This is a genomic window from Rhizorhabdus sp. P4_G5, assembly GCF_056401065.1.
The window spans coordinates 154,938-174,080 of sequence record NZ_JBFUKB010000004.1 but is presented as its reverse complement, the minus strand read 5'-3'; the positions used below and the strand labels follow the sequence as shown (position 1 = coordinate 174,080).

Sequence of the window (19,143 nt, the reverse complement as noted above, 5' to 3'; positions counted from 1 at the left end):
CTAACTCGCGGGACGTACGTAACGAACGCCGTAGCGCTTGGGGGTTCGTGAACGACGCTTCGGTAGCGCTCAGCTCTTCGGGCGCAGGATCCCGGTTGAGGATCAGCCGATAAGCCCAAAGCACCGCTTCACGAACATTCATCTGAAAGCTCCTCCGAAGCTGTGCCATGCCTGCGCCGACGGGCGGCCGCAACAGATTACAAGCTAAATACCTCCAAAATGGAGATAATGCTCCTCCGCATAACCTGCGCGCAGCCAGTGGCGGTTCCGCGAAACAAGCCGATAGCCCCCGGCCTCGCGCATGAGTTCGGCGACGGAGGGCTGATCGGTCAGTCCTGCCTCCTGGTTGATGCTCAATATATGCCGGATGCCGATTCGCCGCGCATCGGCGAGATAGCCCAACGCCGCCCCGCGTTCGATCTCCGGCAGCGAATCCGCGTTGAACAGGATGTCGATCGAGCCGGGCTCGGTGGTCGCAAAGGCGCTGCCGGGGAGGATTGCTATAGGCTTGGGCGGCTCTCCCGCGAGCGAGACATCGTGGCCCGCCCCCGCCAGCACATAGGCCTGAACGGCGTTCATCGTCGGCAGATCGAACAGCCGCCAGCTCTTCTGCCCCAGCATCAGCGCATAATAAGCGGTCAACGCGGCGCCCGGGCCGATCTCGGCGATGCGCGCGTCTGCGCCGAGCCCCAGCGCGTCGGCGAGCTGGCGCAGCCGCCAGGCGGCATGGATCGAATCGAGCATGCGCATGTGCAGCACGACGCCGTTCCCCACCGCGATGCCGAGATGTCCGCCGATATGCGGCGGCGGCGAGAGATCCACGGCGAGCGCTGCCTGGATGTCGCGGAAGAGCTCGGCCGGCTCGATCATGGCATTCACGGACCAGCGCCCATTCTCTGGATTTTCGAGCGGCAGCACACCCACCGCCTCGGCCAGCGAGACCAGCTTGTCGTAGGTCCACAGCGCCAGCCGATCCGCGAACTGCTGGCTGCGCGCCCGCTCATGCTGGCGCGCGCCGCCAAAGAAGCCTTGCGAGAGGCGTGCCTTTCCAAGGCCAGACAGGTTTTCGGCAAGGGCCCCGACATCACCGCGATTTAGAAATCGCACAAAATCATTCTGAAAATCTTCGAGCAGCGGCGCCCATATCGGTCCGGCGTCGGATGGCTTCACGACCCTGTTCCAAGCCGACAGGATCGGCGCAACAAGATCCGGACGCGGCACCGGCACGGGCGCTTCGACCAGGGTGGGCTGCAATCCGGGAAGATGCGCCAGCCGGGCATACCAGCGATCGTCGCCGGCGCGCGGCGACGCGGGAGCTGGCAGGCCGCCTTCGCGCGCCACCTCTCCCACCGCAGCCGCAAGCGCCCGGAGCCTGGCTTCGAAGGTGGGCGAGAGCGTGCGGAGGTGCTGGCGGATGAAGCTGGCATGCGGCCCGTTCATGAACGCCATCTGCTCGACCAGTACAGCATCGGCGATGGCGCGGTCACGCCGCAGGATCGTCTGCAGTATGTCCTGGTCGTTGCCGGCGCCGAACCATTCGCTGCCCGCCCGCAGGTCGTCATCGCTGTGTGCCGCGAATCCGGCGACCCATTGCTCGATCAGCGCGCGGCCCAGCGGATGACCGAGATTGATCAGGGCCACGCCGGCATTGACGTCCCAATGTTCGCCGGTGACGCCCGACGTCGCGAAGATGGCTGCACGGTCTGTCTTGTCGGCCAGATAGGCAGCGAGATCGAAGTCGAGATCCTGGATATAGGCATCGGCGTCGAGATAGAGCGCCCAGCCGGTAAAGCCACGGTCGAGAAGTTCCGCCAGCATCGGGATGCGGTTGAAGGTCGCCTGCCACGGGTGGAAGCCGCGCTTGACGCCCAGGAAGCTCTCATAGCCCAGGTCATGGCGGCGGCAATATTCGCGCACGTTGGTCGCGGTGATCGCCAGCATCGGCGCATAGCGCTCCGCGTCGGCGGTCTGCAGGACGATGATGTCGTCGCCATCCGGCTTGTCGCGCGCCCGATCGCGCGCAGCAGCACGGAGCCGGAGGACGGCGCAGAATTCGTTGCGGCCGTGCGCCGTGTCGTAGACCTCTGCCACTTCGAGCCCGGTCAGCCCGAGCGCCCCGAGCGTCTCCATGATGTTGCGGAAGCTGTCCGGCGTGAAATACCAGGCGTGGACGTCGATATAGCCGCCAGCGCTCATCGCATGGGCGGCGGCGGCGCGCTGAAGCCGCGCCGGCTGGTCGGCCGGAATGGCGGGGCCGTGATCGCCGGCCCAATGCCGTCCCGAATCATTGTGCGTGGTCAGCGCGATATGCTCGATCACGCTGGCGACGCTATGGACGCGGCGTTGCTCGCGATGTGCCTGGATCACGCCGGCAATCGTGCTTTCGGCGATATAATGGTCGAAGCAGTAGCGCTTGTCCGGAATGATCAGGCAGAACAGCCCATCGGGCTCGAGAATCCGTTCGATCTGCTCGAGGTGGCGCACGAGGTCGGGCTGATGCTCGATCGCATGGCTGCTGACGACGGCGTCGAAGCGGCGGCGGATCTGTTCGATGCCGCCGACATAGTCGATCCAGTCGGGACAGCCCGCCGGATTCACCCCGATGTTGACGGCGCGGGCACGCAGCTGTTCGGCGTCGAGGACGTCGAAATAGGCGATGTTGGGGCCCCGCAGCAGCGGCCGACAGAAAGGACCGATCTCGAGCACGGAGCGGCCATCGTCGATCAGCGCGATCAGATTCTCACGTAGCGCCAGCGGCGATGCGACGCGGCCCTGGGCGCGGCCGAAGCGGGCATAATGATCGGCAGCCTCTTCGAGCTTTAGGCCCAGATCGGGATTGGCCGCGAGGTAATGGCCGGCGTCGAACGCCGGGGGCAGCGCCCGGCTGCGCGCGATGGTGCCGTCAATCATAAGGCCCGGTTAGCGGCTCGATGCTCCTGAGCCTAGCCGAAAACTACCGGTACCAGGCGCCCGGATCATCCGCGGGCATGACCTCGAAACTGTCGCGGCGCAGGCCGGGATGCCAGGACGGGTCGTTGTCGAGCCACTGCTTCCAGCGCTGCTGGAACAGCGCATATTGATCGCCCGCGACCGGCGTCTCGCCCCGCGATGCCTTCTCGGCATGGACCATCTCGGCCACTGGCGTGCAGATGATGCGATAGCCCAGCGCGCGCAGCCGCAGGCACAGGTCGACATCGTTATATTCCAGGCTGAACTGCTCGTCGAAGCCGGCGACCTCCTCCAACAGTGATCGCCGGGTCGCGAACAGGGCGCCCGTCACCATCGACCATTCGCGCTGCACCAGCGCCCAATCCTGATAGGTGCCGCCGACCTTCGTCCGCGCGGCCCAGGCATGGGCGACGGCGCCGAATTGCGGGACGATGCCGGCATGCTGCAGGCGTCCGTCGGCATAGAGCAGCCGCGCCCCGACACCGCCGACGCTCTCGTCGATCGCGAACCCGACCAGCGCCTTGAGCCAGTCGGGCGTGACCGGCTGGAGGTCATCGTTCATCAGCACGATCTGCTCGGTCTCGGCCGTCCGCCACAGCCGGTTCATCTTGGCGGCATAGTTGAAAGGCTCGTCGTCGCCGCGCAATGTTTCGATGCGGCGGAGCGTGAACGGCCAGGACTGTATCGCCCAGCCCGGCTCTCCGGCGATGTCGTCGCCCACGATCACCGTCAGCCGATCCATCGGCCAGTCGGCTTCGGCTATACCCTTGAGGAGCCGCTCGACATAAGTGGAGCGGCCACCGGCTATGCGGCTGCGGCGGGTCGGGATGATCAGCGATACTTCGGGAACGGCAGCGCGGAACTCACGCAGCTGCGCAAGACTCCCCGGCACCCGCCCCGGCTTGAAGTCATAGCTGGCGAATTGCGGCTGCTGCGCGAGCATCCGCTGGCGCACTTGGGGATCGGCGATCGGGCGGGCGCCGCGGTGGGCCAGCAGGACCTTCGGGATACGCTCGATCGAGGCGCCGGCGCGATGCGCGCGGAAGAGCAGGTCGTCGAGCACCGCCGCGCCCATCTCGGTACGCAGGCCGAGTTCCGCGAACAGTGAGGCGCGAACGATCAGCGGCGCGCCGATATAGTCCTGCGCTGCGAGCAATGTCAGGTCGAATGCAGGCTTCAGCCGCAGCTGATCAAAGCCACGAGCCTCCCCTGCAGCGAAGTCATCGCCATAGAAGATGCCGACATCGGGCCGGGCCGCAGCGGCCTCGCGCCACGTCCGTTCGAACAACGGCGAGAGCAGCGCGTCGCGCGGCGCAAGCACGATCCATTGATTCCGGGCCGTGGGAAGATCGGCCGGCAGCGGCGTGTCGAGCACAGCATCGGGCGCCAGGGCCACGACGTGCAAGGTCGGACCCAGCGCTGCCATCCCGACAGGGATGCCCATCGACAGGTTCGACGGGACGTGCACGGCGCCCTCGTTGCCGGGTGCCGCAACGACCGCGGCGAAGCTGGCTGCCACCTTTTCAGCCACGGCCTCATAGGACAGCAGTGAACCGATCCGTTCGCGCGCGGCGGCGCCTTTGCCATCCTCGCCGGCTTCGATCCGATCGGCGGCCTCGATGAGCGTGACCGTCAGCGCGGGCTCATCGATCCGCGCCCATTGTCCGCCTTCGGTATAATGGCCGAAATCCTGCTCCAGTCGCCACGGATGATATCGGACCGGCCAGCCGCTGCCCGCATCGAGAAAGTCCCGACTGCCGCCGAAGTCAGTGGCGATCACCGGCTTACCCATCGCCATGGCTTCCGCGATGGTCAGCCCGAACCCTTCCGAACAATGCGGGGATGCGTAGAGGTCGGCGAGCGCGGTGAGTTCTTGAAGCTCGTCGGCCGCCATTGATCGGTCGATGAGCAGGACGCCATCGGTGCCGTCGGCGAGCGCACGCAGCGCATCGCCTTCCTCAGGCCGATCATGGAGATGCTTCGTCTTGAGCAGCAAGGACCAGCCACGCGCCGCCAGGCCCGAGGCGGAGAATGCGCGGATCAGCGCTGCCGGATTCTTGCGGACGAGATAGCTCGAGCCATCGAACACGTAGAGGATCGTACGGCGATCCGCGGAGAGCCCGAGCCGGCCCAGAGCCGCTTGGCGGTCCAGCGCCGGCGGCTCTACCAGCGGAACGACATGGGGAATGACATCGACGGGAACGCCGTCCTGCCCGGAGAACACGTCCGCGCAATAGCGGCTCGGCGCCCAGATGCGGTCGACCGAGCCGAAATTGCTGCGCCACGCCGGCGGGATATGCCCCATCTCCCACACCCAATAACCGATCCGGCGCTGCGCCTGCGCTATGGCGCCGCGCTGCTGTTCGGTGAGGAGATGCCAGCTGTCCGGGTTCAGGTGCACCAGCGCGATCTCGGCCGGGCCTTCGAAGTCGATGATATCGGTGGCCGGCACCAGTGGCTTGTGGATATGGAAAGGCAGCTTGATCGGGTGAAGATTGACGAGCGCGCCGGTCCTGCGGATCGCGGCGATGATGCCGCGGCTCGCCTGGCCCAGGCCATTGTCGTAATTCCACGGCCCGTAAAAGGCCACGCGCAGCGGCCCGCGGCCGAGTTTCTCGCGCGGCAGGCGCCGGGCCAGCAGGCGGCCACCATCGTCCACGGGGCCCTTCTCCGCCCCCGCCGCGATCGCCGCCTCAGCCAGCGCCACGTCGAAGCCCGCCTGCGCGAGCGTCTCGCGCCAGCCGGAGACGTCGGCCGTCTCGAACTCGCCGCGCAGCAGCAGCAGCTTCACCAGCGGCATGCCGTCGGCGATCAGCTCGCGCCAGCCGAACAGCGTCGGATTGATCGCGGTCGGGCTCGGGAACAGTATCTCGACATCATGGCCGCTCTGCTCGGCCAGCTCGGCCAGCCGGATCTCATAGGCGCGGATCACATGATCCTTGCGCGTGAGCAGCCGAACCTCGTCCATGAAGCTGTGAAAGGTTCGCGAGGACAACAGCCGCGGCTTGATTGCCAGGAAGTAGCTCTGGACGTGCCAACGCCACTCGTGGCTTTCGGTCAATCCGATCAGGTCGGCCTTGCTCTGCCGCACGCGATCGACGATCGCGCCGATCCGCCCGTCCTCGGTCGCCGGGAACACGCTGTCATTGGCGAGATAGAGCGTCGCGGCACCGTAAAGCCGCGGATAGAGCTTCAGCGCGTGGCTCCACGCCCCAAAATCATAGCCGGCGTTGCGGCGCACCATCACCGCATCTGCAAGGTCGATCAGCTCCGGCGGAAGATCGACCGGCCGGTCCACCGTCGCGATCAGGAAGATGCCCAGCCGCTGCGCTTTCAACGCTCGCAGATAGGGCAAGACATGCGGCTTGATCTTGCCCGAGCGCGAATGCGTGACGAACAGGACGATCTCGCTGTCGATCGGCAACGACAGCGGCTTGACCACGTCGCTCGGCACCGACCAGGCAGGGGGATGGCTTTCGGGGTGGCGCGATGGCGGAAACAGCATGACCGGCGACGGTTCGAGCTCTGCGCCATCGGGCATCCGGCGGCCGACGACCTCGACGCCGTCGCCGTCTTCGCCGAGATCTATGTCCAATATGGCCCGGAAGCTGAGCGTGCCGTCATCGAGCCGCTCGGGAAACGCCTGCCCTACTCGCCGCTCGCCGTCATGGAATTCGACCCACGGCCTTGTGCCCCCAGTCTCAAAGAGCACTCCCGAGACGGATCGCTCATACCAGCCCTCGATCTTGCCGCCCCGGGGGACCTCAATCTCTGGCTCCGGCTCTGGCTCAGCTTGTGCGTTGGCTTGCGGCTCCGATTCAAGCTCTCGCGGCAAAAGTTCGGCGAGCGCATTGACGGCGTGCTGGTTGCCGTCAAGCGCCAGGCTCTCGCGATAAAGTGCGATTGCGAGGTCGATATCCCCGGTGCGGCGGGCGAGATGGCCCCGGCACAAGGCAAGATCGGCGTCGGACGGATCGAGGCCGTAGGCGATCCGATAGGCCCGGTCGGCCTGCTCGGGATCGTCGCTCTCGGCAAACATATGGCCGAGTTGAACCCAGATCGCGAAATCGCCCGGACGATAGACGAGGTAGCGGCGATAATGCTCCGCCGCCCTGCCCCAATCACGCGCGTCGCGCGCGGCCGTAGCCATGCGGAAGGCACGTTCCATCGCCCGTTTTCGCCAGAACCCCCTCGTCATGCATTGCTCGCTATCATGGCATCGATGGTTACGAAACAGGGAGCGAGCATCCGGATGTCCAGCGGGTGCGGGTCATTCGGCCCTGCACAAGGAACCTGCCTCTTAGGAAGAAGAGCGGTTTCTGCGCAAGTCTTACAAGCTGTTAAGGCTAGGGCAAGGACAGTATCGCAATTGACAGCCGCGCAGGGCGGGCTATGGGGGCGCCCCGGCATCAACGACATGACCGGTTGGACCCGCCGGTATTTGGGCGGCGAATTGGATGATCTTCGACATCGCTTCGATTGACAACAGACCAGGCCGGCAGGGGCATCGGTTCGCGTTGATGTTCGGCGCAGCCTTCTTGCTGCAAACCGCCGCTCCGGCCTCCGCCGAGACACTGATGGATGCCGTCGAAGCCGCCTATGGCAACAACCCGACGCTTGTCGCCCAGCGCTACCGGCAGAAGAGCACCAACGAAAACTATGTACAGACGCGGGCGCAATATGGCCCGCAAGTGTCGCTCCAGGCGGTCGGCACCTATGATTATGAGAAGCTTTATAGGCGGCCCTCGGCCGATGGCTATGTAGGCGACCTCACGCTGAATGTTCGCCAACCGATCTACAGCGGCGGCCGCCAACGCGGCGCGCTGGCGCAGGCGCGGGCCAATGTCCGCAGCAGCGAAGAAGGGCTCCGCCGGGTCGAGGGCGAGGTGATCGGCGACGTCATCAATGCCTATGCGGCGGTGCTGCGCGATCAGCAGCGGCTCGAAGTCGCTCGACAGAATGTGACCGTGCTGAATCAGCAGCTGGCCGAGCGCCGCGCGAAACGGCGGGTGCGGGACGTGACGGTCACCGACGTTGCCCAGGCGGACTCGCGGCTGGCTGCCGGGGAGGCCCAACTTGCCAATCTCGAAGCCCAGCTCGCGGTCAGCCGCGGCGAGTATCTGCGCATCGTCGGCCATGAGCCGGGAGATCTCCAGCCGCTGCCCGAACTTCCTGGGCTGCCGGAGTCGATCGACGAGGCGTTTGCGGTTGCGGAAGTCGAGAACGCCGAACTCACCTCGGCCCGTTTCGCCGAGGAAGCCGCTCGCGCCAATGTCGCTACGCAGCGCGGCGGCCAGCGGCCCACTGCCTCGATCACGGCGGACGCGGGGAAGGTCCGCGGCGTGCTGTCGCCATTCGACCGCCATAGTTTCCGCACCCAGGTGACCGCGCAGGTCACCATCACCCAGCCGCTCTTCCAGGGCGGAGCGATCCGCTCGCGGATCCGCCAGGCGCAGGATCAGAACAACGCAGCCCAGGCTGTAGTCGATGGCACACGCCGGCAGGCCTTCCAGGACGTCGTGCTAGCCTGGAACCAGCTGGCCTCCACGCGATTGGGAGTCATTGCGGGCAGCCGTCAGGTGCAGGCGGCGCAGATCGCCTTTGCCGGCATGGAACGCGAGGAGCGCTATGGGCTGCGCAGCACGATCGAAACGCTCAATGCCGAGCAGGAACTCGCTTCGGCCCAACTGACCCTGCTGTCGAACCGCTATCAGGAATATGTCGCGCGTGCCTCGCTCCTGCTGGCAATGGGCCGGCTCGACGCGCGGACCGTCAATTCGGCGATACCGGCCCGGGATCCCGAGGCCGAGTTCAAGAAGGTGCGCTGGCGCGGCATCTCGCCGACCGAGCCGGTCGCGATGCTGCTCGATCATGTCGGCTCGGCCAGCCCCTATGCCAAGCCCAAGCCCGATCTGCGCGGCGCCAACCAGCCCAAGCCGACAGGATCGCCGGCCATGCCCGCGGCGCTCGACAAGAGCTATACGCAGAAGCCGCTGGTCCCGATCACGCAAAGCCCGCTGGTCCCTGCCGACCAGCTTCCGTCGATCGTCGGCGACTATGGCACTCCGCCGCAGGACGACGATCCGCGATGAAAATTGCTCGCCGCCTGTCCGGCATATGTTAAGAGACTTGCGTCCCGGGCTTGACCCGAAGGCGCCAAAACCGGGATTGAACCTGCTCCGATGACGTCAGCCCTGTTCCAGAAGAACATCCTTACCGACGCCTTGAAGCAGGGTAAGAGTTCGTTCCTTTTCGCGGCGCTGTTCAGCCTCGCGAGCAACCTGCTCTATCTGACGCTGCCGATCTACACCAACCAGATCTATTCGCGCGTGCTGTACAGCCATAGCGGATCGACGCTGGCGGTGCTGACCGCCGGCGCGCTTGTCGTCTTCCTCCTGTCCGCCCTGCTCGACCATTTTCGCGCTGAGGTGCTGCAGAATTTCTCGATCGCCTTCGACCGCTATCTCGCAAGCTCCACCTTTGCGGCGCTGTTCGATCTCGTCGTCCGCCGCATGGGCGGTGCGCATGCGCAGGCGCTGCGCGACCTCGATACGGTGCGCTATGCCCTGGCGGGCCAGGCGGTCGGCGTGCTGTTCGACCTGCCCTGGATGCCGCTGTTCCTGATCATCCTGTTCATCATCGATCCGTGGATCGGGGCGCTGACGCTGGTCGGCGGCATCATCCTGCTCATCCTCGCGGTGCTGCAGGACCGTGCGACGCACAGCGCACTGAAGGAGGCGAGCAACGCCGCGATCAAGAGCTATTCCTTCACCGACGCGGCGCTGCGCAATGCGGAAGTGGTGCGGGCGCTCGGCATGCTGCCCACGCTCGGCGCGGCATGGGCGCATTTCCGCCATACCTCGCTCAACATGGGACAGGTCGCCAGCCAGCGCGGCAGCTTTTACGGCAATGCCATCAAGTTCGTGCGGATGGTCATTCAGATCGCCACGATCGGCCTGGGCGCGTGGCTGGTGATCGAAGGCACCATATCGTCGGCGATCCTGTTCGCGAACATGATCCTGGCGAGCCGGGCGCTTGCCCCGCTCGATCGCGTGGTCGGATCGTGGAAGGGGCTCTTCGAAGCGGCACAGGCCTATCGGCGCCTCGAAAAGGTGCTGGGCGACTATGAGGCCCCCGTGCCCGCTACTCAGTTGCCGACTCCCAAGGGCCGGATCAACTTCGAAGGCGTCAGCTTCGCACCCGCGGGCGCGCCGGCGCTGATCCTGTCCGGCGTCACCTGCACGATCTTGCCGGGCGACATGGTTGGTGTGATCGGGCCGTCGGGCGCGGGGAAATCCACCCTGCTGCGCCTGATGGTCGGCATCTGGAAGCCGACCTCCGGCACCGTCCGGCTCGACGGTGCAGACGTCTATAGCTGGGAGCGCGGCGACTTCGGGCAGCAGGTCGCCTACCAGCCGCAGGATACCGAATTGTTCGCGGGAACGGTCAGGAACAACATCTGCCGCTTCCAGCTCGATGCGAAGGACGAGGACGTGGTCAGGGCGGCGCAGGCGGCGGGGGCGCACGAACTGATCCTGCGGCTATCCAAGGGTTATGACACCCAGCTCGGCGAAGGCGGCTCGGTATTGTCGGCCGGCCAGCGCCAGCGGGTCGGCCTGGCGCGGACGCTCTATGGCGACCCGAAGGTTATCGTGCTCGACGAACCCAATGCCAATCTGGACGCGGACGGCGAAGCCGCGCTCGCCGAGGCGATCAAGGGCCTGAAGGAACGCGGCGCGACGATCGTGATGGTTTCGCACAAGCCCAGCGTGCTCGCCCAGGCGGACAAGCTGATGCTGATCAGGAACGGACGAATCGAAATGCTTGGCCCGCGCGAGGAAGTGCTACGTGCCATGGCACCGCCGGCGCCGGCGGTTCCCGCCCAGCGTCCCGCCCTGCAGGAGGCCAAGCCATGAGTCTGCTCCCCGACCTGCGCAAGATGCTCGTTCGAGCCGAACCGCTGCCCGACGACGAGGATTCGGCCCGGGCCTATGCCGCCGGCACCTTGCCCAGCGACGAGGATGTTAGCCGCCAGATCAAGCGGCCGATCCTGATCGGCGGACTGGTCACGCTGTTGTTCGTGATCATCCTGCTTATCTGGGCCGCGGTCTTCTCGATCTCGGGGGCGGTGCTCGCGACCGGCGTCGTCAAGGTCGAGAACAACAGCAAGGACGTGCGCCGGCTCGAAGGCGGCATCGTCCGCCGGATCTTCGTCCGCGAGGGGCAGAAGGTCGCCAAGGGGCAGGTGCTGATCCGCTTCGACAACACCCAGGCCCAGGCCTCGGTGGATATCTACCAGAGCGTGGTGGACACCGCGCAGGCGCAGATCGCCCGCTTCCAGGCGGAATCGGTCGGCGCGTCCGGCATCGACTTCCCGCCGGAGTTGCTCGCCCGGGCCAACGATCCGCGCGTGGCCGGGCTGCTGGAGAGCCAGCGGGCGCTGTTCCAGACCCGCATGATGCTCTATCGCAGCCAGGCCATGGTGCTGAATTCGCAGGCCCAGCAGCTCGAAACCCAGATCAGCGGCATGCGGCTGCAGGCGCAGTCGGTCGACGACCAGGCCAAGCTGGTAAAGGAAGAGCTCGATGGCGTGCGCGAGCTCAGCCGCCAGGGCTATGCCCCCAACAGCCGGCTGCTCGCGCTCGAGCGCAGCGCAGTGCAGGTCAAGGGCCAGAAGGGCGCCGCACTGGCCGAAATGTCCCGCGCACGGCAGGCGATCGGCGAGATCCGCCTCCAGATCGCGCAGCTCGAGGATCGCCACCAGACCGAGGTGGCGGATGGCATCCGCACCGCGCAGGACCGCCTGGCGGAAAACGCCCCGAAGCTGCGCGCGGTGATGGACCAGCAGCAGCAGACCGAAATTCGTGCGCCGGTCGACGGCTATGTGTTCAACCTGACCCAGTTCACCGAAGGCAGCGCCGCCGGCGCGGGGCAATTGCTGATGCAGATCGTGCCGTCCAGCGGGCGCATGATCATCTCCGCCGATGTCTCGCCGCGCGACATCAGCGACGTGCGGGTCGGCATGCCCGCGCGCGTCACCCTGATGGGCTATAATCCGCGCACGGTATCCCCCGTCGAAGGAACGGTCAGCCTGGTGTCCGCCGATGCGCGGACGTCCGAGAAGACCGGCGCCAGCTTCTTCGTCGTCGAGATCACCGTTCCGGCGGCCAATGTCGCCAAGGCCGGCCCGAACGTGCATCTCGCGCCGGGCATGCAGGCGAGCATCGCCATCGTCACCGGGCAGCGGACGATCCTGCAATATCTGCTCGAGCCGTTCACGGACTCCATGCGGACGGCGATGAAGGAGCGATGAGCCTTTCGCCCAGGGTGGCGTTCCTCGTCGCGGGCGTGCAGAAAGGCGGCACGAGCGCGCTGTTCGAATATCTCCGCGACATGCCGGGGCTACAGCTCCCGGCGGTCAAGGAGGCGCACTTCTTCGACGACGAGACGATCGACTGGGGACGCCCCGACTATGAAGCCTATCACCGGCTGTTCGAGCCGGACGGACGGCTGCGCGGGGAAGCGACGCCGATCTACATCTACTGGCCCAACGCGCTCGAACGGATCGCCGCCTATAATCCGGCGATGAAGCTGATCCTGCTGTTCCGCGACCCGATCCAGCGGGCCTGGTCGCACTGGAAGATGGAATATGCCAAGGGCAAGGAACGCGAGCCCTTCGCATGGTGCATCCGCGAAGGGCGCGCCCGGCTGGAGCACGGCGACGCCGCCGCTCCGGGCTTCCACCGGGTGTTCAGCTATGTCGAACGCGGTTTTTATGGGCGGCAGGTCGAGCGGCTGCTGAGCCTGTTCCCGCGCGAGCAGTGCCTGTTCCTGCGCTCCGAGCAGCTACGCGAAGACCCGGCAGGCGCCCTGACGGCAGTCTGCTCGTTTCTGGGCCAGTCTCGACCCGCAGGCATCGCGCCTCGGATCGTCCATCCTGCGAGGGCTCGGCAATATCCATCCGAACTCCTGCCGTCGGACATCGCGATGCTGCGCGAACTCTATACACCTGATATGAAACTGTTTTCGCAGCTGACACAGATCGATCCGTCAGCCTGGACGCGCAACTGGAGCGGCCATAATAAGGGCCAGCCCAAGGCCTTGGACGCGCAGCAACATCGGCAGGAATAGCCGGTTATCCGCGGCCGTTCTTCTTCACCACTGGCGCGACAGCGCACAAACTATTAAGAAATTCCTCACCAATATCGCGAAATTTCGACCTTTGATGGTGACTCTGCTCGTCGCATCGCCTATCAGGAAAACGCAACACAAGCATCAAATCGGACGATGTCGAGCCTGCGCTTCGCTTTTTGCCTGTTGCGCGGTTGAGAAAGCTTGGCTAAGCAACGTTCTGGGCTTGCTCGATGAACCATGCCACGGGGGATCGGTTCACGAGCGGCAAGGGGCGCTTCCCGCTCGTGTAAACGGGAGGTGGCACGCTGCTTGCCCGGGTAAAGGTTCTACTGGAGGACTCTAATGGCTACTTACGTTTTTGAAAATCTCTCGCAGGCTCAGGCCAACGCGATCACCGGCGCTGACATCATTGCCTTCTCGACCGCCACGGCGAACGCCGGCAACGTCACCGTTGCGATTTCGGCCGTCACCGACACGATCCAGAACACGACCCTCACCGTTGGCAGCAAGTCGCTGTTCTTCGATGCCGCGTCGCTCAGCACCATTTCGCAGGCCGGCAACCTGGTGTTCAACGACGGCTCGTCGCTGATCGTCGGCGTCAACACCGCCGATACGCTGACTGGTACTGCCGGTGGCGACACCGTCTATCTGTTCGCTGGCGACGACACCTTCACCGGTGGCGCTGGCGCTTCGAACATCTTTGCAGGGCTCGGCAACGACACCGTCACGGCTGGTGCAGGTTCGAGCAATCTGTTCGGCGCTGAAGGCAATGACAGCCTCCTTGGTGGCGCAGGCAATGACCACCTCTATGGCCAGAGCGCCGCGGGTGGCACTGACGGCACCGACACCATCACCGGCGGTGCTGGTGGCGACTACATCAACGGTAACGCCGGCAACGACGTAATCGACGGCGGTGCAGATTCCGACCGTATCTTCGGCGGCAACGGCGTCGACACGATCCTCGGCAGCGCCGGTAACGACACCATCAACGGCAATCTCGGTAACGACCGCATTGACGGCGGCGCTGACAACGACTCGATCCGCGGTGGTCAGGGCAATGACTCGCTCTCGGGCGGCGCTGATTCGGACAACATCCAGGGCGATCTCGGCACCGACACCATCGCAGGCGGCACTGGCGTTGACTTCGTCACCGGCGGCGCTGGGATCGACCAGTTCAACTTCGCTGCTGGCGAGGCTGGCACTGGCGTGACGGTTGCTGGCGTCACGTCGTACGACACGGTCAATGACTATGCCGATGGCGAAGATCTGTTCCGCCTTGCTGGTGGCACGGTCGGCTCGGCTGCAGGCGACGTCCTTCTGCAGGCTTCGGGCGCGAGCTTCACGACGGTTTCCGCAGCTACGGTTTATGCTCAGCAGCTGCTCGACGCCCACGCTGGCACGACCGATCTCGCCGTCGTCAAGGTGGGTGGCGACAGCTACCTGTTCTATAACGATGCGGCTGGTGCGACCATCAACGCGATCATCAAGGTGCAGGGCGTCACTGACGTCTCGCTCTTCACTGTCGCTGATTTCGCTGGCGCGTAAGCCAACACACCTTCGGGTAAATGAAGAGGGGCCGGTCGCGAGACCGGCCCCTTTTTGTTGCCTGAAGCTTTCTCGGTCCACCTGGGAAGATAGGCCTTCGTGGTAACGGAATATAATAGCCAACCCGTCGGGCCAGAGCTATGCGCGGCAGACCCACGCATGTTGAGAAGTCATAATGGATGCCAGGCTAATCGCCGCCGATGCCGCAATCGCGCAAGGTCGAAGGTCGGACGCCGTCGATCTCATGATCGCAGCACTGGAGGATGGCACGGAACAATCCGTGGATCTCTACCGCGCGCTGCTTCGCAATCTTCTGACGCTCGCACGATTTATGGACGGTGTCGGCTGGGCAACGACGGCTCTCGAATTTCAGCCTCGAAACTACGAGTTCCTCAATTTTCTAGGGATCTTCCTGCGACGATCGGGCCGCCATCGCGAGGCGCTTGAAGTGCTCGATCGGGCCATAAAGTTGCAGCCGAACGATCCCATTGCGCAGGTCAACAAAGGCAATATCCTGAATGATATCGAGGATGGCGCCGGTGCCGAAGCTGTTTTCACCAAACTCGTCCGAAAGACGCCGAAATCGGCTGAATATCAGCGCTCGCTAGCCAAGGCGCTGATGAACCAGAAGAAATATGGCCCGGCGGCGATGCGCCTCCGTCAAGCGCTCCTGCTTAGGAAGGACTATATCGACGCCTGGCTCGATCTCGCCGGTATTGCGAGCTATCGGGCTGACAAGGAAGAGGCCGTCTCGATACTGGATCGGGCGCTGAAGGCCGCGCCAGATCACGAGCGCCTGTTGCAGGCAAAAGCGGCGACCATGCGCCAATTCGGTGAGCCGCGCGCAGCGGAAGCCTATTTATCCTCGCTGCAACAGCGGTTCTCCAACACGGCCTGGTTTCATCACCAGATGGCACGATCTATCGCGGATTACGACCGCGACCGCGCGAACATTCATCATCGCAAGGCCGTTGAACTAGCTCCCGATAATTTCGAATATCGGATGGCGCTGGCTGAAAGTCTGGAGCGTACTCGCGGCTCAGCTGAGGGCGCAAACATCGACGAAGGATATGACGTGCTGCGCCGCGGCAGCTTTCCTGATCGCGTAGGCAGCGGCGAAGCCAAGATCGCAACCGAGATATTCACCCGCGTTGCCGATTATGATGCCGTCGCGCAACTTGGCACCTTCGCCGAACTCGGTCGAAGCTGGGCCTTAACCTATCGACACACCGCCCTGTTGAGCCAGATGTCGAGGGTCAAGACACATGCAGACCGTGTCGAATTGCTCGGCCAACACCGGATATGGGGCGAGAAAGCCTTACAACCGGCCCAGCTCGCTCCGATCACACGCCCCTCTTCATCGAAGCCGACGTCCAAGATACGGCTCGGCTTCATGTCGTCAGATCTACGCGATCACCCCGTCGCCTATTTCTCCCTGCCTTTGTTCGAGAATGTGGATCGCTCGCGGTTCGAACTATATTGCTACTCTTTCTATCAGGGCGACCCTGACGGCGCCGTCCAAAAGAAGCTGACCGGGTTGGTCGATGCCTTTCGCTGGAATCCCGCCATCAGCAATCGAGACGCCGCCCAGATGATCGCTAACGACCAGCTCGATATATTGTTTGAGCTCGGCGGCGCTACGCACATGAACAAGATCGACGTGATGGCGTGGAAGCCGGCTCGCATCACCGCAAGCTGGCTCGGCTATCCCCACTCGATCGGCCTGAGCACGATCGACTATCTTATGGTCGATCCCCATCTCTGCCCACCCGATCGAAGCCTGTTGATCGAAGAACCGCTAATCATGCCGCGATCGTGGATCGCGATGAGCGAATATGCCTTCCCGGAAGGCCATGTAATCAATCCGGTGGCCCCGATCCGCCGCAACGGGTTCATCACCTTCGGCACCGCGAACAACCCCTATAAATATGGGCCGGAGATGCTGCGCGTGTGGGCGCGAACGGTTGCGGCCGTGCCGAATTCGCGCTTCCTGTTCGTTAGGCCCGAAGGCGGCTCGCAGGCATTCGTCCGCAATATCCGCGCGCGATTCGAGGCCGAGGGTGTCTCCGCCGACCGGGTGCAGTTCAGCGCCGTGCGCGGCGCGCATATGCCGCATTACAACGACATCGACATAGCGCTCGACACCTTCCCGCAGACGGGCGGCACCACTACCTGCGAAGCGGCCTGGATGGGCGTCCCGACCGTGACCCTAGCCGGCGAGGCACTGTTCGAGCGGCTCAGTTACTCGATCCTGCAGAATGCCGGCCTCGGCGACCTCTGTGCTGCGACGCAGGACGAGTTCCACGAGATCGCCGTACGCCTGGCTGCCGACCATGATCGCATCCAGGCATTACGAACCGGCCTGCGCGCGCAGATCAAGGCGAGCCCACTCGGCCAGACCGAACAATTCGCCAAGGATTTCTACGATCTCGTCGCGCGCACCGTCGAGAGCCATCAGGAAGCAGCACCCAAGCCATGAACCTTCAGCATGTCACGAGCCTGTTTTTCGGCGTCAAGAATTGGCAGGAGTTTATCCGGTCGATCAACGGCGCAATCGGCGCCCTGAACAACAAGGCCGGACTGTTCACCGGCGATAATCTGATCACCTACAGCAAAAATCTCAGCTTCCTAACCGATGCGGAGTTCATGAAGGCGTTCAACGCCCATGCCACGACAAATATCGAAAAAGGCATAATCTGGCGGATCGCGACCGTTGCCTGGGCGGCGCGAAACGGCATGCGGCTCGAAGGTGACTTCGTCGAATGCGCATGCTACAAGGGAATCACCGCACGGATCGTCTGCGACTATGTCGACTTCGGATCGCAACCGGATCGCCATTATTATCTCTACGATCTGTTCGAGCACGACGCCTCGATGCCGCACCATCACATGCCTGAACATAGCCAAAGCCTGTTCGACGAGGTGAAGCAGCGCTTTTCACATTTACCCAACGTAACCGTTACGCAGGGCCGCGTGCCGGAGTCGCTTGCGCAGGCAGCGCCCGAGAAGATCGCGTTTCTCCATCTCGATCTGAACAACAGGGATGCCGAGATCGGCGCGCTCGAGGTCCTGTTTGATCGAATGGTGCCCGGCGCGGTGATGATCCTCGACGATTATGGCTGGCTGGCCTATCGGGCGCAGAAGCTGGCCGAGGATCCCTGGCTGGAAAAGCGCGGCTACCGCGTGATGGAGCTGCCCACGGGTCAGGGCCTGCTGATCAAATAAGCCCCGCCAGATAGTCGTCGATCAACGGTAGCACCGGCCGCGCCGGGGCGCCCAAGGCATCGAGGCGGGTGACCTCCAGGGTCTTTCCCGGTGCCGCTCCGTCGGTGCGGGTGAACGCGACGGCTCGGCCGTTCCGCGCGAACAGCTCGGCAATCTGCGCATTGGCGATCGTCTCGCCCCGCGCCACGTTGACGATCCCGTTCAGCGGGCTGTCGAGCAGCGCGTGGAGCGCGGTCGCGACGTCGGCGATGTGGATATAGTCGCGGGCGCTCGCCGGGCTGGAGTCGATCCGCAGGCTGCGGTTCGCTGTCGCCGCGCGCAGCCAGTCCGACAGGAAGCCTTCGGCGCCCGCGTCCCACCCGAACACATAGGACAATCGCGCGACGACACCGCGGCCGTCCGACCGGTGCAGCGCCAGATTCTCGCCCAGCAGCTTCGACAGCTCGTAGAGATGGGCCGGATCGGCGGCGTCGACCGATATCGGGCGATCCTCGCGGCCCAGCGCGCCAGGCTGGCTGTCGTACAGCCGCGTCGAGGACAGGTAGACGATCCGCTCGAACCGGGCGCTTTCGAGCAGCCGGGCGAACAGCACGACATGCGCCTCCACCGCCGCGAAAGGACGGGTGCGATAGTCGCCGGTCAGCCCGGCGCAGTAGAATATCCGGCCAAGATCGCGGTCCCACAGCGCCGGATCATCGCGCGCCGGCAGGAAGGGCTGGTGTCCCAGGGCGCGAAGGTGCGCGGCGACCTGCGATCCGACGAAGCCGCTGCCGCCGATGACGGTATAGACGGTCATGCCGGCCGGCGCGTGCCGCGCCTGACGGCGGGGACACCGGCATAGAGCCCGTAAGCCTCGATCGCGCCGCGCGCCACGGACCCGGCAGCGATCACCGCCCCCTCGCCGATCACCGCGCCATCGAGCACGACGACATTGGCGCCCAGCCAGACATCGTCGCCGATGACAATTCCGCCGCGGCTCGGCTGGAAACCCTGGTCGCGGATGCGGCGATCGGGATCGGCGAAGGCGTGGTTGGTCGGCGCCAGCGTGCAATTGGCCGCGATCAGCACGGCGTTGCCGATGCTGATGCCATTGCCGCTGTACAGGACCGTGCCCGAATTGATCGCGCAATCCTCGCCGATGATCACATCGCCGGTTCCGCCGGCCGGCTTAATCTTGACGAAGGAGTCGATCGTGGTGCGCGCGCCGATCACCACCTTTGATCCGCGCACCGACGGTTCGATGTCGGCCAGCTGCGATATCCGGGCGGTGGGGTCGATCGTCAGCATGGC

11 protein-coding genes are annotated in these 19,143 nt (G+C 64.6%); 7 read left to right on the top strand and 4 right to left on the bottom strand.

The window, feature by feature from the left end:
* Positions 1 to 204: 204 nt before the first annotated feature.
* Together AC1DQK_RS08990 and AC1DQK_RS08985 are read right to left on the bottom strand one after the other, a co-directional pair.
* Complete coding sequence (locus tag AC1DQK_RS08990; RefSeq protein WP_477869576.1) at positions 205 to 2,910, bottom strand: class I SAM-dependent methyltransferase; 2,706 nt, start codon at positions 2,908 to 2,910, stop codon at positions 205 to 207.
* A gap of 43 nt (positions 2,911 to 2,953) precedes the next feature.
* Positions 2,954 to 7,117 (bottom strand): glycosyltransferase, encoded by a 4,164-nt coding sequence (locus AC1DQK_RS08985; protein WP_477869574.1) that lies wholly within the window; start codon positions 7,115 to 7,117, stop codon positions 2,954 to 2,956.
* Between the two features lie 352 nt (positions 7,118 to 7,469).
* Here AC1DQK_RS08985 and AC1DQK_RS08980 point away from each other — a divergent pair, with 352 nt between their 5' ends.
* The 7 genes from AC1DQK_RS08980 (at position 7,470) to AC1DQK_RS08950 (ending at position 17,853) form a co-directional block, all read left to right on the top strand.
* Positions 7,470 to 9,041 carry a TolC family outer membrane protein gene (locus AC1DQK_RS08980; protein ID WP_477869890.1) on the top strand — a complete coding sequence of 524 codons (1,572 nt, stop codon included), beginning with the start codon at positions 7,470 to 7,472 and terminating at the stop codon, positions 9,039 to 9,041.
* A gap of 90 nt (positions 9,042 to 9,131) precedes the next feature.
* Positions 9,132 to 10,865: a type I secretion system permease/ATPase gene (locus AC1DQK_RS08975; RefSeq protein ID WP_477869572.1), complete on the top strand. Its 1,734-nt coding sequence runs from the start codon at positions 9,132 to 9,134 to the stop codon at positions 10,863 to 10,865.
* A complete protein-coding gene (locus AC1DQK_RS08970; RefSeq protein WP_477869570.1) occupies positions 10,862 to 12,262 on the top strand; it encodes an HlyD family type I secretion periplasmic adaptor subunit in 1,401 nt (466 codons plus the stop codon). The genes AC1DQK_RS08975 and AC1DQK_RS08970 overlap by 4 nt, the downstream gene beginning before the upstream one ends.
* Positions 12,259 to 13,080, top strand: coding sequence for a sulfotransferase domain-containing protein (locus tag AC1DQK_RS08965; RefSeq protein ID WP_477869568.1), 822 nt, complete (start codon positions 12,259 to 12,261; stop codon positions 13,078 to 13,080). The genes AC1DQK_RS08970 and AC1DQK_RS08965 overlap by 4 nt, the downstream gene beginning before the upstream one ends.
* 345 nt (positions 13,081 to 13,425) lie before the next feature.
* The gene (locus AC1DQK_RS08960; protein WP_477869566.1) at positions 13,426 to 14,628 is read left to right on the top strand and encodes a calcium-binding protein; all 1,203 of its coding nucleotides are present in this window, start codon (positions 13,426 to 13,428) and stop codon (positions 14,626 to 14,628) included.
* 175 nt (positions 14,629 to 14,803) lie between these two features.
* Positions 14,804 to 17,107: an O-linked N-acetylglucosamine transferase, SPINDLY family protein gene (locus tag AC1DQK_RS08955; RefSeq protein WP_477869564.1), complete on the top strand. Its 2,304-nt coding sequence runs from the start codon at positions 14,804 to 14,806 to the stop codon at positions 17,105 to 17,107.
* On the top strand, positions 17,104 to 17,853 hold the full coding sequence (locus AC1DQK_RS08950) for a TylF/MycF/NovP-related O-methyltransferase (RefSeq protein WP_477869562.1): 750 nt from the start codon (positions 17,104 to 17,106) through the stop codon (positions 17,851 to 17,853). Before AC1DQK_RS08955 ends, AC1DQK_RS08950 begins: the two co-directional genes overlap by 4 nt.
* Here the strand turns inward: AC1DQK_RS08950 and AC1DQK_RS08945 are convergent.
* A complete protein-coding gene (locus tag AC1DQK_RS08945) occupies positions 17,846 to 18,649 on the bottom strand; it encodes an NAD-dependent epimerase/dehydratase family protein (RefSeq protein ID WP_477869560.1) in 804 nt (267 codons plus the stop codon). The genes AC1DQK_RS08950 and AC1DQK_RS08945 overlap by 8 nt on opposite strands.
* Positions 18,646 to 19,140: an acyltransferase gene (locus AC1DQK_RS08940; protein WP_477869558.1), complete on the bottom strand. Its 495-nt coding sequence runs from the start codon at positions 19,138 to 19,140 to the stop codon at positions 18,646 to 18,648. The genes AC1DQK_RS08945 and AC1DQK_RS08940 overlap by 4 nt, the downstream gene beginning before the upstream one ends.
* Positions 19,141 to 19,143 lie beyond the last annotated feature (3 nt).